This window comes from Gilliamella sp. B2923 (assembly GCF_026536565.1).
GTDB lineage: Bacteria > Pseudomonadota > Gammaproteobacteria > Enterobacterales > Orbaceae > Gilliamella.
The window spans coordinates 81,321-97,913 of the sequence record NZ_JAFNNZ010000009.1; the positions used below are offsets into that span (position 1 = coordinate 81,321).

16 protein-coding genes are annotated in these 16,593 nt (G+C 39.0%); 11 read left to right on the forward strand and 5 right to left on the reverse strand.

Annotation, left to right across the window (positions count from 1 at the left end; translation table 11 throughout):
* The first annotated feature begins 22 nt into the window (after positions 1 to 22).
* From plsX to J3U42_RS10140, 10 genes are all read left to right on the forward strand, one after another.
* Positions 23 to 1,069, forward strand: a complete 1,047-nt coding sequence (plsX, locus tag J3U42_RS10095) for a phosphate acyltransferase PlsX (RefSeq protein WP_267328807.1) — start codon at positions 23 to 25, stop codon at positions 1,067 to 1,069.
* A gap of 4 nt (positions 1,070 to 1,073) precedes the next feature.
* Positions 1,074 to 2,027: a beta-ketoacyl-ACP synthase III gene (locus J3U42_RS10100; RefSeq protein WP_220218193.1), complete on the forward strand. Its 954-nt coding sequence runs from the start codon at positions 1,074 to 1,076 to the stop codon at positions 2,025 to 2,027.
* Positions 2,028 to 2,062: 35 nt separating this feature from the next.
* Positions 2,063 to 2,998, forward strand: coding sequence for an ACP S-malonyltransferase (fabD, locus tag J3U42_RS10105; RefSeq protein ID WP_267328808.1), 936 nt, complete (start codon positions 2,063 to 2,065; stop codon positions 2,996 to 2,998).
* Positions 2,999 to 3,016: 18 nt separating this feature from the next.
* Positions 3,017 to 3,751 carry a 3-oxoacyl-ACP reductase FabG gene (gene fabG, locus J3U42_RS10110; RefSeq protein ID WP_220218191.1) on the forward strand — a complete coding sequence of 245 codons (735 nt, stop codon included), beginning with the start codon at positions 3,017 to 3,019 and terminating at the stop codon, positions 3,749 to 3,751.
* 149 nt (positions 3,752 to 3,900) lie between these two features.
* A complete protein-coding gene (gene acpP, locus J3U42_RS10115; RefSeq protein WP_220218190.1) occupies positions 3,901 to 4,134 on the forward strand; it encodes an acyl carrier protein in 234 nt (77 codons plus the stop codon).
* Positions 4,135 to 4,291: 157 nt separating this feature from the next.
* Positions 4,292 to 5,536 carry a beta-ketoacyl-ACP synthase II gene (gene fabF, locus J3U42_RS10120; RefSeq protein ID WP_255556148.1) on the forward strand — a complete coding sequence of 415 codons (1,245 nt, stop codon included), beginning with the start codon at positions 4,292 to 4,294 and terminating at the stop codon, positions 5,534 to 5,536.
* A gap of 244 nt (positions 5,537 to 5,780) precedes the next feature.
* Positions 5,781 to 6,872 (forward strand): glycerol dehydrogenase, encoded by a 1,092-nt coding sequence (locus tag J3U42_RS10125; RefSeq protein WP_267336378.1) that lies wholly within the window; start codon positions 5,781 to 5,783, stop codon positions 6,870 to 6,872.
* Between the two features lie 174 nt (positions 6,873 to 7,046).
* Entirely contained in the window at positions 7,047 to 10,526 is a 3,480-nt protein-coding gene (gene dnaE / locus J3U42_RS10130; protein WP_267328811.1) for a DNA polymerase III subunit alpha, read from the forward strand.
* 248 nt (positions 10,527 to 10,774) lie between these two features.
* Complete coding sequence (gene accA / locus J3U42_RS10135; protein ID WP_267328812.1) at positions 10,775 to 11,734, forward strand: acetyl-CoA carboxylase carboxyl transferase subunit alpha; 960 nt, start codon at positions 10,775 to 10,777, stop codon at positions 11,732 to 11,734.
* A gap of 21 nt (positions 11,735 to 11,755) precedes the next feature.
* Positions 11,756 to 12,124 carry a diacylglycerol kinase gene (locus tag J3U42_RS10140; protein ID WP_255556147.1) on the forward strand — a complete coding sequence of 123 codons (369 nt, stop codon included), beginning with the start codon at positions 11,756 to 11,758 and terminating at the stop codon, positions 12,122 to 12,124.
* 132 nt (positions 12,125 to 12,256) lie between these two features.
* On the opposite strand, the gene J3U42_RS10145 is transcribed toward J3U42_RS10140, so the two are convergent.
* Genes J3U42_RS10145 through metK form a run of 4 tightly spaced genes read right to left on the reverse strand, consistent with a single transcriptional unit; the run spans position 12,257 to position 15,363 of the window.
* Positions 12,257 to 13,099, reverse strand: coding sequence for a 23S rRNA (adenine(2030)-N(6))-methyltransferase RlmJ (locus J3U42_RS10145; protein WP_267336379.1), 843 nt, complete (start codon positions 13,097 to 13,099; stop codon positions 12,257 to 12,259).
* A complete protein-coding gene (locus J3U42_RS10150) occupies positions 13,093 to 13,710 on the reverse strand; it encodes a hypothetical protein (RefSeq protein WP_267336380.1) in 618 nt (205 codons plus the stop codon). The genes J3U42_RS10145 and J3U42_RS10150 overlap by 7 nt, the downstream gene beginning before the upstream one ends.
* Positions 13,711 to 13,724: 14 nt before the next feature.
* Positions 13,725 to 14,228, reverse strand: coding sequence for a SprT family zinc-dependent metalloprotease (locus J3U42_RS10155; protein ID WP_267328813.1), 504 nt, complete (start codon positions 14,226 to 14,228; stop codon positions 13,725 to 13,727).
* Entirely contained in the window at positions 14,212 to 15,363 is a 1,152-nt protein-coding gene (metK, locus tag J3U42_RS10160) for a methionine adenosyltransferase (RefSeq protein WP_220218183.1), read from the reverse strand. The genes J3U42_RS10155 and metK overlap by 17 nt, the downstream gene beginning before the upstream one ends.
* 209 nt (positions 15,364 to 15,572) lie before the next feature.
* On the opposite strand from metK, the gene murI reads away from it, so the two are divergent.
* The gene (gene murI, locus J3U42_RS10165; protein WP_267336381.1) at positions 15,573 to 16,397 is read left to right on the forward strand and encodes a glutamate racemase; all 825 of its coding nucleotides are present in this window, start codon (positions 15,573 to 15,575) and stop codon (positions 16,395 to 16,397) included.
* Here the strand turns inward: murI and J3U42_RS10170 are convergent.
* A partial coding sequence (locus tag J3U42_RS10170) for a hypothetical protein (protein WP_267336382.1) occupies positions 16,394 to 16,593 on the reverse strand: 200 nt, incomplete at its 5' end. The genes murI and J3U42_RS10170 overlap by 4 nt on opposite strands.

Genomic DNA, 16,593 nt, shown 5'->3' on the forward strand with positions numbered 1-16,593 from the left:
TTAGAAATCCTCAGGTGACATTTTGGATAATCTAACCATTGCGTTAGATGCTATGAGCGGGGACTTCGGTCCTCGTGTTGTTGTTCCTGCTGCAATACAAGCATTAAATCGTTATCCAAATCTTTCTCTATTTCTGGTAGGTGATCTAACAGAAATCGGTCTTCTTTTGTCCAAAGAAAATTCAAAATTAATTGCCCAATATCAAGATGAAGGACGATTAACTTTGGTTAAATCCACCGCAGTTATCGCTAATGATATGAAACCATCTTATGCTATTCGCCACAGTGAAGGCTCTTCAATGAGAATTGCACTTGAACTGGTGAAAGATAATCAAGCGCAAGCATGCGTAAGTGCTGGTAATACAGGGGCATTAATGGGGCTATCTAAACTCTTATTACACTCCTTAACCGGCATTGATCGCCCGGCATTAGTTGCTACCATTCCTGCCTTAAATAATCAAAATACGGTAGTACTGGATTTAGGTGCAAATGCTGAGTGTGATAGTGATATGTTGGTGCAATTTGCCATAATGGGCGAAATCTTAGCAAAAACAGTACTTAACATTGAAAATCCACGGGTAGCACTACTCAATATTGGTGAAGAAGACATTAAAGGTTTGGATAAAATCCGTGCAGCTGCGTCCATTTTAAAATCAAATAATCAAATTAACTATATCGGTTACTTGGAAGGTAACGAGCTTTTAACCGGTAAAACTGATGTTCTGGTTTGTGACGGCTTTGTGGGGAATGTGACATTAAAAACGGTTGAAGGCTTAATTAAAATTTTTATGTCTTCTTGCAAATTATCATTTGGTCACAGCTCTTTTATCATGAAGTTATTAAGCAAGTGGTTACAAAGAAAGATCGCAAAAAATTTTGGTTATTTAGATCCCGGACGATATAATGGAGCCTGTTTGCTTGGTCTTCGAAGTATTGTGATTAAAAGTCACGGTAGTGCTAATCAAAAATCTTTTTTTGCAGCAATTGAACAAGCTATTTTGGCTATACAGACGAATATACCTGAGAAGATTGCAATCAGCCTTTCTTCTGCACTACCTAAGAGCGAATAATTAGATGTATACAAAGATATTAGGAACAGGAAGTTATCTTCCAAAACAGATTAGAACAAATGCCGATCTTGAAAAAATGGTTGATACCAGTGATGAATGGATTACAACCCGTACCGGCATTAAAGAAAGGCGTATTGCCGCACCCGATGAAACTGTCACCACCATGGCTTATCAAGCTGCAATCAATGCTATTGATATGGCTGATATCGATAAAAACGATATTGGTATGATTATTGTTGCAACAGCGACTTCAGTCAATGCTTTCCCTAGCGCCGCAACTGAATTGCAGGCTAAACTTGAAATTGGTGACGTGATTGCATTTGATGTATCAGCCGCTTGCTCGGGCTTTGTCTATGCACTTGATATTGCTGATAAATACATTAAAAGTGGCGCCATTAAATATGCATTAGTGGTGGGTTCAGATATGTTGACACGGGGTGTTGATCCAAAAGACCGTGGCACGATTATTATATTCGGTGACGGCGCCGGCGCAGTTGTGGTTGGTGCATCACAAGAACCCGGTATTATTGCTTCACATTTGCATGCCGACGGTCGTTATGGCGATTTGTTAAAATACCCGTATGTTGATCGCCGTGATATGAATGACCCTGTTTATATGACAATGCATGGTAATGAAGTGTTCAAAATTGCCGTTAAAGAGCTGTCTAACTTAGTTGATGAGCTATTGACTGAAAATGCCTTTAATAAAGCAGATTTAGATTGGCTGGTACCACACCAAGCTAACCTAAGAATTATTTCGGCAACCGCAAAACGTTTAGATATGGACATGAGCAAAGTGATTGTTACGCTTGATAAACAAGGCAATACTTCTGCTGCATCAGTACCTTGTGCTTTAGATGCCGGGGTGCGGGACGGACGTATTAAACGAGGTCAACTAATCTTATTAGAGGCTTTCGGTGGCGGCTTTGTTTGGGGCTCTGCGCTCGTTAGATTTTAAATACAAATTATTTTGAGTAATCAAGGATTTTAAAAATGACCAAATTTGCAATGGTATTTCCAGGACAAGGCTCACAATCTGTGGGTATGTTAAAAGATCTTGCGGACAATTACCCTATTGTAAAAGCAACTTTTGATGAAGCATCAGAAGTATTAGGCTATGATCTATGGGCACTTGTTCAAGACGGCCCGGCTGAAGAATTAAATAAGACATGGCAAACGCAACCTGCGTTACTTGCTTCGTCGGTTGCAATATATCGCGTATGGCAAAGCGTTAATGGCGCTCAACCGGAATTTATGGCCGGTCACAGTTTAGGTGAATATTCAGCCTTAGTTTGTGCAGGCGTGATTGATTTTAAAGATGCAATCGAATTAGTTGAGTTACGTGGAAAATTGATGCAAGAAGCTGTGCCAGCAGGTACAGGTGCTATGTATGCCATCATTGGTTTAGATAACGAATCAATCAGCAAAGCTTGTGAGCAAGCGGCTGAAGGTCAAATCGTTGCGCCAGTTAATTTTAATTCACCTGGGCAAGTGGTTATCGCTGGCAATAAAGAAGCGGTTGAACGGGCGGGCGCATTATGTAAACAAGCCGGAGCAAAACGCGCCTTACCTCTAGCGGTTAGCGTACCGTCACATTGTGCTTTAATGAAACCGGCAGCTGATAAATTAGCCACTGCATTGCAAAACATAACGTTTAATGCACCAAAATTTGCGGTAATTAACAATGTAGATGTTAAAGTGGAAAGTTCTGCTGAGCAGATTAAAGCAGCGTTAATTGCCCAACTTTACAGCCCGGTACGTTGGACTGAAACCGTTGAAATGATGGCAAAACAAGGCGTGACACTTTTAGTTGAAATGGGACCGGGTAAAGTATTAACTGGATTAACTAAACGTATTGTTGATTCACTATCAGCGTGTGCTGTTAATGATAAAGCATCATTAGATGCTGCAATTGAAAATACAAAATAGAAGATAAAAGAGGTAGCTATGAACCTATCAGGAAAAATTGCTTTAGTGACAGGTGCCAGTCGCGGAATTGGTAAAGCCATTGCAGAAAAGTTAGTCGCTTGTGGTGCAACAGTGATTGGTACAGCAACAACAGAAAAAGGTGCTGAGGCTATCAGCCAATATTTAGGCTCACATGGTAAAGGTTTTGCATTAAATGTGACTGATGAAGCATCAATTGAATCAGTTATCCAAGCAATTAAAACTGAATTTGGTGATATTGACATTTTAGTCAATAATGCAGGGATCACTCGTGATAATTTGTTAATGCGAATGAAACAAGACGAGTGGCAAGATATTTTAGATACTAATTTAACGTCTGTTTTCCGCTTATCTAAAGCATTAATGCGCACCATGATGAAAAAACGTTATGGCCGAATTATCACGATTGGATCGGTTGTCGGTACTATGGGTAATGCCGGTCAAGCCAATTATGCTGCTGCAAAAGCCGGTCTAATTGGTTTTAGTAAATCATTAGCTCGTGAAGTTGCTTCTCGTGGCATTACCGTTAATGTTGTTGCACCGGGCTTTATCGCAACGGATATGACTGAAGCATTAACTGATGAACAAAAAGCACAAACATTAGCTCAAGTTCCGGCTGGTCGTTTAGGTGAACCTGTTGAAATTGCTAATGCTGTGGCATTTTTAGCGTCAGACGAAGCTAGCTATATAACTGGCGAAACTTTACATGTCAATGGCGGCATGTATATGGTGTAATTGATTAGAATAGTGTAAAATAACCCCATATTTTGAGGTTTTGAACAAAAAATAAACAATTGGGTTGAAAAATGATTTGCATCTTTTTCAACATTTTATAAACTTACATTCACCGCCGCTTTTGGCGATATTTATAGGAAAAAAAGAGTATGAGCACTATCGAAGAGCGAGTTAAGAAAATTATTGTTGAGCAACTTGGTGTAAAAGAGGAAGAAGTAAGAAATGAATCTTCTTTTATTGAAGATCTTGGCGCTGACTCTCTTGATAACGTTGAACTAGTTATGGCTTTAGAAGAAGAATTTGATACTGAAATTCCTGATGAAGATGCTGAAAAAATCACAACTGTTCAATCAGCAATTGATTATATTACTGCAAATCAATAGGGTTAGCAGAATGTTCACAATAGGCGGTCACATGATCGCCTAGTTTATTTTATGCCTACATTTTTTCGCATAGCGAATGAGGCATAAAGTAAGCGTGAAACTTAACGTAAACTTTTAATGATTCAAATTTCATTTCAATCCTTTTCTGGAGGACAATGTGTCTAAACGCAGAGTTGTTGTTACTGGAATGGGCATGATATCTCCAGTAGGTAATACAGTTGAATCCACTTGGCAAGCGTTACTAGCAGGTCAAAGTGGAGTTGAGCTCATCGAACACTTTGATACAGCCCCATTTGCCACACGCTTCGCAGCGATGGTTAAAAACTTTAACGGCGAAGATTATAATATTACACGCAAAGATGCCCGTAAAATGGATTATTTTATCCAATATGGTATTGCTGCTGGTATGCAAGCAATGCAAGATGCCGGCATTGAAATAACGGAAGAAAATTCAGAACGTATTGGTTGTGCCATTGGTTCCGGTATTGGCGGTCTTGGGTTAATTGAAGAAAATCACAGTGCGCTAATTAATGGCGGTCCACGTAAAATTAGCCCGTTCTTTGTCCCTTCAACGATTGTTAATATGATCGCTGGTCACTTATCTATCATTTATGGATTAAAAGGACCAAGTATTACCATTGCAACAGCTTGTTCTTCCGGTGTTCATAATATTGGTCATGCTGCCCGAATGATAGCCTATGGTGATGCTGACGGAATGTTAGCTGGTGGCGGTGAAAAAGCCAGTACACCACTCGGTATTGGCGGTTTTGGTGCAGCTCGTGCATTATCGACTAATAATGACAATCCAAAAGGCGCAAGTCGCCCGTGGGATAAAGACCGTGACGGTTTTGTTCTTGGTGATGGTGCAGGGATCATGTTCTTAGAAGAGTATGAACATGCGAAAAAACGTGGTGCAAAAATTTATGCTGAAATTGTCGGTTTTGGTATGAGTGGCGATGCTTATCATATGACTTCACCGCCGGAAGATGGAAGTGGTGCAGCTTTAGCCATGAAATGTGCGATACGTGACGCAGGTATTACGCCGGAACAAGTCGGTTATATTAATGCGCACGGTACTTCAACACCTGCTGGTGATAAAGCTGAAACTCAAGCAGTAAAAAGTGTTTTCAAAGAAAACGCTAACAAAGTAATGGTGAGTTCAACTAAATCGATGATCGGGCATCTATTAGGTGCAGCCGGTGCCGTTGAATCAATCTTTACTGTACTTGCTTTACGTGATCAGGCTGTTCCACCGACAATTAATTTAGACAATCCTGATGAAGGATGCGATCTTGATTATGTCCCGCACACTGCTCGCCAAGTTAAAAATCTTGAATATGCGCTTTGCAATTCATTTGGTTTTGGTGGCACTAACGGTTCTGTACTATTCAAAAAAGTTTAAGACAGCTACTATTTTCCCGTCCCAGCTAGGTGACGGGAATCCTTTCCTATTTTCTATCAATTCTGAAAAAATATACTTATAAAATGTGGCATATCCCTCATTTTTTTAAAAATCCTGTGGATTATCAATAATAAAAGCGTATGTTGTAATGAATCATAGAGCATTACTATCTTTCGCCATTACCTAAAGATAATAGTTTTATTGATAAACAGATATTTATTTACCTTTGTTGGGAGCTGTTATTATGATCACAACTGCACTTTTTCCGAATCGTTATATCCAAGGTGACAATGCAATTGAACATTGTTTAGGTCAAGAGTTAGCCAGATTAGGCAAAAAAGCATTATTACTGCAAAGCCCATCGGCACATAAAAATCTATCTACAACAATTGAAAAATCTTTAGACGGTAATATCAAATTTGCCATTGATATATTTAATCGTGAATGTTGTGATGAAGAGATAGCTCGAATTTCAGCTTTAGTCGAAGCAAATGGAATTGATGTGATTGTTGGCATTGGTGGCGGAAAAGCTATCGATACCGCAAAAGCGGTGGCTGCGGAGTTGAATTATCCTTGCGTTGTGGTGCCAACGCTTGCCTCTACTGATGCGCCATGTAGTGCATTATCTGTTATTTATACCCCGAACGGCGAATTTAAACGTTATTTCATGTTGCCACGTAATCCTGATTTAGTCTTGGTTGATTCAAAGGTTATTGCTAAGGCGCCAGCTAGATTTTTAGTAGCCGGCATGGGAGATGCGCTTGCAACATGGTTTGAAGCAGAGGATTGCCGGCAATCAAAAGCCCCAAATATGACCGGCAGGCCGGGGCCAATTTCGGCATTCCAACTCGCCAAATTCTGTTTTGATATACTCCTTCAATATGGTGTTCAAGCTAAAATAGCTTGCGAACAAAAAGTGGTTACCCCTGCACTTGAACATGTTATTGAAGCTAACACGCTCTTGTCTGGGCTGGGCTTTGAAAGTGGTGGGCTATCGGCTGCCCATGCTATTCATAACGGTTTTACCGCATTAGAAGCAACCCATGAGTATTGGCACGGTGAAAAAGTGGCGTTTGGGACACTTGCAATGTTGATGTTAATTGATAGTGAACCTGATATGATTGAGACAGTTTACGCATTTTGTCAATCTGTTGGATTACCTACCACACTGGCACAAATTGGTTTAGCCGACGTGACTGATGAAGATTTAATGAAAGTTGCTGAGCTGGCTTGCGCTGAAGGTGAATCAATTCACAACTCATTGTCAGAAGTCACCCCTTATACGGTTTTCGCTGCAATAAAAGCGGCTAATGCGTATGGGCTGCGCCGTCAGTAAACGTTTTTTAAAATTTATGCTAATTTCGCTTAACTTCCGTAAGCCATATATTATGGGAGTTAAGTTTATCCCCTTTTGCCCCGTTCTTGGCAAAAGATAAAGAGAATAAGAATATTCATATTGCTTGTGTTATAATTCAAAACAATTTTTTAAGCATAATTATTTCTGGTAAATATGGCGGAACCTAAGTTTATTCATCTTCATTTACATAGCGATTTTTCAATGGTCGATGGCATTGCTAAAGTCGGTGCATTGGTAAATGAAGTGAGCAAGTTGCAAATGCCGGCTTTTGCAATTACTGACTTTACCAATCTTTGTGGGCTTGTAAAATTTTATGGCTCAGCAATGTCAAAAGGGATCAAACCAATTATTGGTGCTGATTTAGCTATTCGTAGCCCACAATTGTCAGATGATATTTATCGTTTAACGTTACTTGCAGCCAATAATGAGGGGTATCAAAATCTCACTTTGTTGATATCAAAAGCTTATCAACGAGGTTATATTGATGATATGCCTGTTGTGGATCAAGAATGGTTAACCACGCATAAAGAAGGTTTAATTATCCTGGCTGGACGAGAAAGTGATATTGGTATTGGCATTATCCGTGATAATCAAGCAATCATTGATAATGCCATGGATTATTATCAACAAACATTCCGTGACCATTTCTATTTTGAATTAGTTCGAACGAATCGAGCTAACGAAGAGTTATTTATTCATACTGTCGTTGAACTAGCTGAGCAGCATGATTTGCCAGTTGTTGCGAGCAATGATGTGCGGTTTTTAAAATCAACTGACTTTGAAGCGCATGAAATTCGTGTCGCCATTCATGACGGTAATACACTTGAAGATCCTAATAGACCCAAAAACTATTCGCCTGAACAATATCTACGCTCTGAACAAGAGATGTGCGAACTGTTTTCAGATATTCCGGAAGCACTGGAAAACAGTGTTGAAATCGCCAAGCGCTGTAATGTCACCATTCGACTAGGTGAGTACTTCTTACCGCAATTTCCAACCGGTGATATGTCCACTGAAGATTTTCTGGTGCATAAGTCCCGGGAAGGGTTAGAAGAACGGCTTGAATTTTTGTTTCCTGATCCGCAAGTAAGAAAGCAAAAACGACCTGAATACGATGAACGCTTAGAAACCGAATTAAATGTTATCAACCAAATGGGATTTCCGGGCTACTTTTTAATCGTCATGGAATTTATTCAGTGGTCAAAAGATAATGATATTCCGGTTGGCCCTGGACGGGGATCCGGCGCAGGCTCATTGGTTGCTTATGCGCTAAAAATCACCGATTTAGATCCACTTGCATTCGATTTGCTTTTCGAACGATTTTTAAATCCGGAACGTGTTTCCATGCCTGACTTTGATGTCGACTTTTGTATGGAAAAACGTGATTTGGTTATCGATCATGTGGCCGATATGTATGGCCGTGAGGCGGTATCGCAAATTATTACTTTCGGTACCATGGCGGCTAAAGCGGTTATTCGTGATGTTGGGCGAGTACTAGGGCACCCGTACGGTTTTGTTGACCGCATATCGAAACTGATTCCTTTAGATCCGGGGATGACACTGGCAAAAGCGTTTGAGGTCGAACCACAACTACAAGAATTATACGATAACAATGAAGAGATCAAATCATTAATCGATATTGCACGACAGTTAGAAGGGGTGACTCGCAACGCTGGTAAGCATGCTGGTGGGGTGGTGATTTCACCGACAAAAATTACTGATTTCTCACCAATTTATTGTGATCCGGAAGGTCATCATCCTGTTACCCAATTTGATAAAAATGATGTTGAATATGCTGGTTTAGTTAAATTTGACTTTTTAGGTTTGCGAACGTTAACCATTATTGATTGGGCAATTAAGATGATTAATCAGCGCCAATTAAGAGAAGGCAAACCACCGGTAGATATCACTCGTATAGCGTTAGACGATCAAGCCTCTTTTGATTTACTGTTAAAAGCTGAAACAACAGCAGTCTTCCAGCTTGAATCTCGAGGGATGAAAGATTTAATCAGACGTCTTAAACCCGACTGTTTCGAAGATATGATAGCGTTAGTTGCGTTATTTCGTCCCGGTCCTTTGCAGTCCGGTATGGTTGATAACTTTATTGACCGTAAACATGGACGGGAAGAGGTCTCATATCCGGATATAAATCATCAACACGAATCACTAAAACCTATTTTAGAGCCGACCTATGGCATTATTTTATACCAAGAACAGGTTATGCAAATTGCTCAAACCCTTTCCGGTTATACATTAGGTGGCGCTGATTTATTACGTCGTGCAATGGGTAAGAAAAAGCCCGAGGAGATGGCGAAACAGCGATCGGTATTTAAAGAAGGGGCAGAAAAACAAGGTGTGAATGGTGAACTTTCCATGCGCATCTTTGACTTAGTAGAAAAATTTGCCGGTTATGGTTTTAATAAATCCCACTCAGCGGCATATGCGCTGGTTTCTTACCAAACACTATGGCTAAAAACCCATTTCCCGGCGGAGTTTATGGCAGCAGTAATGACTGCTGATATGGATAACACCGATAAAATTGTTGGTTTAGTCGATGAATGTTTACGAATGGGGCTAAAAGTCAATCCACCGGATATCAACAGTGGGCTTTATCATTTTCACGTTAATGATAAAGGTGAAATTGTTTATGGTATCGGCGCGATAAAAGGGGTGGGTGAAGGACCGATTGAAGCCATTGTCGAAGCACGCAACAGTGGTGGTTATTTCAAAAATATTTTTGAACTTTGTGCACGAACAGATATGAAAAAGATTAATCGTCGTGTACTAGAAAAACTGACTATGGCGGGGGCGTTTGATAAATTAGGACCGCATCGTGCCGCAATACTGCACAGTATTAACGATGCAATGCAAGCGGCTGATCAATATACCAAAGCCCAAGATATTGGGCAGGAAGATATGTTTGGCGTTCTGGCTGAAGAGCCTGAACAAGTAGAACATGCTTATGCTGCTGTGCCGGAATTACCCGCCCAAGTATTACTTGATGGTGAGCGTGAGGCATTAGGTCTGTATTTGACCGGCCATCCGGTTACCCAATATTTGAAAGAGCTAAACCGTTATGCTGGTGGCGTGCGTATTAGCGAAGCTTCGCCAACCGGTTGGGGCAAAATGGCAACTTTTGCCGGTATTGTGGCTGATGCCCGAATCCGGATCACCAAAAAAGGGAATAAAATTGGTCTGTTTACCTTAGATGATCGCTCAGGCCGTATTGACGGCATGCTTTTTGCCGACTCTTTAGAAAAATTTGGACATCTGTTAGTCAAAGATAAAATCATCATTGTCACCGGACAAGTCAGTCATGATGATTTCAATGGCGGACTTAAAATGTCGGTCAGAGATATGGTTGATTTAAAAGATGCCAGAGCGAAATACGTTAAAGGTCTTGCTGTGACTTTAACCGAAAGTGAAGCAAACCGCCCGATGTTACAACGAATCCAACAAACGTTTGAACCATATCGCCATGGTAGTGTACCTGTAAACTTATATTATCATCGTGACGATTGTGTTGTGCGTATTCAATTTGGCACCACATGGCGAGTTGTACCGGAAGATGCGCTCATTGTAGAACTTAAAACTTTATTGGGTAATGATCGTATCGAATTTGAGTTTGAATAAATCGCCTTAAAAGAGTGTTTTAAAGAGCTTATTTTATGGTCTAGGTATTGAAAAAATGAAGCAACAACCACCATTTAAATATGGTGTAATGTTGAGTCAATTGAAGAGCTGACAGTTAAATGTTGATGACTTCAATGAGTATTACATAGTAGAATTGGCTTAATTTTATTTTAAGAAATAGTCAGTATACTTTATTAGAAAATGTATTTTTAAAAAATACAAATAAACGAGAGGCAATCATAATCGTTATGAACAATTTTTTGGAATTTGAAAAGCCGATAGCGGAATTAGAAGCAAAAATTAATTCCTTAAAGAACATTGATTCACAACAAGTTGAATTAGATATCAATTTAGATAGAGAGATCAAACAATTAAATCAAAAAAGCCGAGAGTTGACCAAAAAAATATTTGCAAGCTTATCGCCTTGGGATGTTGCTCAATTAGCAAGACATCCAAATAGACCTTATACCTTAGATTATATTCAAGAGATATTTACCGATTTTGATGAGTTGGCCGGTGATCGTGCTTATGCCGATGATAAAGCCATTGTTGGGGGTATTGCCCGTATAGATGAGCGCCCGGTAATGGTTATTGGTCATCAAAAAGGTCGTGAAACTAAACAAAAAATCTACCGTAATTTTGGTATGCCAGCGCCAGAAGGCTATCGTAAAGCATTAAGATTAATGCAATTAGCTGAAAGATTTAAACTACCTATTATTACTTTTATTGATACTCCGGGCGCTTATCCCGGTATCGGTGCAGAAGAGCGTGGACAGGCAGAAGCTATTGCACGTAATTTACGTGAAATGTCACGGTTAAATGTACCGACCATTTGTACCGTTATCGGTGAAGGTGGCTCAGGCGGGGCGCTAGCTATCGGGGTAGCGGATAAAGTCAATATGCTACAATATAGTACTTATTCTGTTATTTCACCGGAAGGGTGTGCGTCAATTTTATGGAAAAGTGCTGATAAAGCACCGGTTGCAGCTGAAGCCATGAATATGACAGCTGATAAGTTAATTAAGTTAAATCTTATCGATTCAATCATTCCAGAACCGCTAGGCGGAGCGCATCGAGATTATCCTGCCGTTGCTGCATCACTTAAAGCACAACTGCTTAATGATTTAGATGAGCTCGAAGGTATGGAGTTACCGGTACTACTTGAAAGAAGATTTCAACGCCTTATGAATTATGGTTATGCAAGATAATTTTAAATTTGGACAGTTATTGTGAAAAAATCAACAGGACTACAACGCATTATCAATGCGACAAAATACTCATTAAAAGGATTTAAATCAGCTATTAAAAATGAAGCAGCGTTCCGACAAGAACTCATCTTGTTGGTTGTTGCTTACATTATAGTAATGCTTATTGATTTTTCCATTTACGAACGAATCTTACTAGTTGGGTCAATAGGCTTTGTGATGATAGTTGAGCTCATTAACAGTGCTATTGAATGTGTGGTTGATAGAATTGGAAGTGAGCGACATGAATTATCCGGACGAGCGAAGGACTACGGTTCAGCGGCGGTCTGCTTATCCTTATTGCTAACAATCATCTTATGGATCTATCTGTTTGCTTGTCACTATTTTCCCTAAATTCTACTAAAACGTAGGTATTTTCTGAAAGTTCTTGACAAAAATTGCACATCAGTTAAGCAAAATAGTTGCGATAGCGAATCTAAAAAATGCGAGATTGTTCTCGCATTTTTAATGGATGCGATCTTAATTTCACTCAGAAACTAACTCTTTAATAACAAAGTTTCCGGTTTTTTCTGTATCAAGAACGGAAAGTAACCATGGCATAATTGTTTCCATTTGATTATGTAATTTCCAAGGTGGATTGATCACTATCATCCCTGACGCGGTCATGCCTTTTTGATTATTATCTGGTTTTAACGCCAGCTCAAATTGAGACACTCGTTTAATACCTAGCTTAATAATTCCGTCGATCATTCGTTGCGTTTGAGTGCGTGAAACAACCGGATACCAAATTAAGTAAATCCCTGTTGCAAAACGTTTATAAGCTTCATAAAGTGCGGCCGGAATTTTTTGATAATCCTCTTTTATCTCATAAGACGGGTCGATCAAAATAATCCCACGGCGGGACGGAGGCGGTAACTTTGATTTAAGTTGTGCAAACCCGTCTTCTCGTAAAACTTTAGCTCGTTTATCTTTACTAAATTCCTGTTTTAACAGCGGGTAATCTGTTGGATGCAACTCAGTTAAATTAAGCTTATCTTGCTCTCTTAATAGTTGTTTGGCAATCAAAGGTGAACCCGGATAATATTTTAACGTGTCAAACGGATTATAGCGCTTTAAAACCTGCAAATACGTGGTGAGCTGTTGTGGAACAGTTGCTTGTTGCCATAATAAATTTATACCGGAAAGATATTCACCGGTTTTTTCGGCATGCTCACTTTGTAGCAAATAACGACCAGCTCCGCTATGGGTATCTAAATATAAAAATGGTTTTTCTTTCTCTTTTAGTGATTCAATACATAGTGTTAACACAATGTGTTTTAACACATCGGCATGATTACCTGCATGATAACTATGACGATAACTTAACATGGTGAATTTAACCTCTTTTGCTCATTTTTTTGCATATAAAATGTTGTTAGTGCTAAACAAAGCAAACAAGGGATTTCCATTAACTCTTCAATAAGATCTTTTCTTTCGTGACTTAAAACTAACAATTGATGACCAATTCGATGATGTTCAGCAATATCGGCAATCCCTAAAAAGAGAAACGCAAATAAGATATGCCAAACTGGAACTTGCTCATATTGATAACGGCGAGCTATCTCTTGACGTATTGTTGGTAAAAAGAGAGTTAAAAATGGTATTCCCATTACGATACCAGCAATGATTTTATAGTAGAAACGGGGCACCTCGGGGAAAAAGTCACGACCCCAGCTAATACCTCGACCAAAAAGCATAAACCACCAAAAAATAGTCCAGATCCAAAATTCATAAAGCGATTTATGGTTTTTCACACTTTTTGCATAATGATAGGTATAACCAAACATAAATAATAAAAAAAGTGATTGGATATGCTCAACAATAGTGACACTAAGCCCGTTATAAAGAGGAATAAGAAAATTACCTAAAATATATAAAATAGCACTAAGTGCAACAATGAAAATAGAGCTTTTATAAAAATGGAAATCAAACTTAGGCATCGAATGTTTCAATATTAAATGGTGTTTTTGAGTTTAAGTATAGTACCGCATTTACGACAAACATAACTAGTCTTATTGTGATTAATTTTATTATGTCTGATTTTCGATAAACGATGTTCCTGACATTGGCAATGATATAAGTAATCTTCACGTTTAATGGCAAAATTATGTGTGGTTTTCGGTGCTTTTCCCATTATCTCAGACATAACCGATTGCCACTGCACTCCGTGAGGCTTCACTTTACCATACTGTTTAAATACAATCAGATGTGCTAATTCGTGGGGAACGACTTCTTCGATAAAGGCGGCGCCATTATCGATAAGCATTCTTGAATTAAGTTGAATTTCCCAACGCGCCAAATAGGCGCAGCCTGCAATACTTCCTTTAGGTTTATAAGTAATTTTAGGCTCGCCATATTGGGTATTTAATACTTGATTGGCTTGTTTTAAGTGCATTCTTAAACAAGCCATTACCTGATTGTGTAAGTGAATGGGTATTCGCTTATAATCCTGCTGCATCGCGTAGTAGTGCTGCTTTATCGGTTTTTTCCCAAGGGAAAATATCTCGTCCAAAATGGCCGTAGGATGCGGTTTGTTGGTAAATCGGCTTAATAAGATCAAGCATTTGAATTAATCCATAAGGTCTTAAATCAAAAAACTCTTCAATTAAAGCAACGATCTTATCGTGGGCAACTTTTTCTGTACCAAAAGTGTTGACATAAATCGATGTTGGATGTGCGATACCAATAGCATAAGAAATTTGTAATTCACATCTATCAGCAAGTCCCGCCGCAACAATATTTTTAGCCACATAACGGGCAGCATAAGCAGCAGAACGGTCAACTTTTGACGGATCTTTACCAGAAAACGCACCGCCGCCATGGCGTGCTGCTCCACCATAAGTATCGACAATAATTTTACGACCGGTTAAACCACAATCACCCATTGGACCACCAATCACAAAGCGTCCGGTAGGATTGATAAAATATTTTGTTCTGGCTGTTAACCATTCGGCTGGTAAGGTTGGTTTAATAATTTCTTCCATTACCGCTTCATGTAATGTGTTTTGTTCGATATCTTCTGAATGCTGAGTTGATAATACAATTGTATCAACACCTTTAATTTTACCGTCTTGATAAATAAGGGTAACTTGACTTTTGGCATCTGGTCTTAACCAAGGAAGTGTGCCGTTTTTCCGTACTTGAGCTTGACGACGCATCAAATCGTGAGCATAACTAATGGCTGCCGGCATTAAATTTGGCATCTCATTAGTTGCATAGCCAAACATAATACCCTGATCACCGGCACCTTGTTCTAATGGATTTTGACGATCAACCCCTTGATTGATATCCGGTGACTGCTTACCAATTGCATTTAACACCGCACAAGAATTTGCATCAAACCCCATATCTGAACTGGTATAACCAATATCGTAAATCGTTTTTCGGGTCAATTCTTCAATATCTACCCATGCTGAAGTAGTAATTTCACCGCCAACTAAAGCCATACCGGTTTTGACGTAAGTTTCACACGCAACACGTGCTTTAGGGTCTTGTTTTAAAATAGCATCAAGCACAGCATCAGATATTTGATCGGCGATTTTATCTGGGTGACCTTCTGAAACGGATTCTGAAGTAAATAGAAATTCTGACATATATACCTTCTTTAACTTTTTTAATGCAATGCTTAAATATAATCTTTTAATATAAAATGCTTAAATTTAGCAGTTTTACCATCTAGACGTCTATTTTAATAATTTATTAGCCAAAAAGCCAGTATTACCTTAAACAAAATTACTTGCATAAATTTCTAATCAATTTACGATAGTGCTCGTTTAACTTTTCCAATCATTGCTAGCGAAATATGAATATTGTAAGAAAACTTCCCACAGTATTGGTGTTTGATTCCGGTGTTGGCGGATTATCTGTCTATAACGAAATCCATAATAAAATGCCTAATGTGCATTATATTTATGCATTTGATAATGAAATGTTTCCTTATGGGGATAAATCCTCAAGCTTTCTTATTAATAGAGTCATTGCGGTGATTGATACAATTAGCAAATCACATACTATCGATTTAGCCGTTATTGCCTGCAACACAGCCAGCACAATCTGTTTACCAAGCTTGCGGGAAAAATTCAGCTTTCCTATTGTTGGTGTTGTGCCGGCGATCAAACCGGCAAGTCAAATAACTCAAAATAAATGTATTGGACTGTTAGCAACCAAAGCCACAATACAGCGAGCCTACACCAACAATCTAATACAACAGTTTGCACCCGATTGCACTGTTGAGTTATTGGGATTATCTGAGTTGGCGCATATTGCTGAAAATAAATTGCAAGGCATTGCTGTCGATATGCAACAACTGAAAGAATTGTTACAGCCATGGTTATGCTTGCCAGTGATACCGGACACCATTGTCCTAGGTTGTACCCATTACCCTTTTATAAAAGAAGAATTAAAACACCTTTTCCCTAATGCCACATTTATTGATTCGGGTAATGCTATTGCCTCACGAGTTTATAATTTGCTAAAAGATCAATATGAAGTTCATCAAGCAAAAACACCAGCTAAAGAAAACTTAATATTAAGTACAGCGCATAACCAATATGTTGAAAAGTTAGCTCAAAAATTATCTGAATATAATCTTAATAAATATCAATGCATTAAAGTTGTCGGTGTTTAAACCTTATTCGAACAGTTAAAGAATTTGTTATTTTTACTTGCTAAAAAAAATGAAGTGCCTATAATGCGCATCCACTGACACGGCGTCAGCGAAAGCAGACGGGAAAAGTGGTTAGTGAGCAAGATCAAATTTTTTAAAAAAAGATCTTGACGAATAAAAAGGTGTAGCGTAGTATACGCAGCCCTTGAGACAGCAA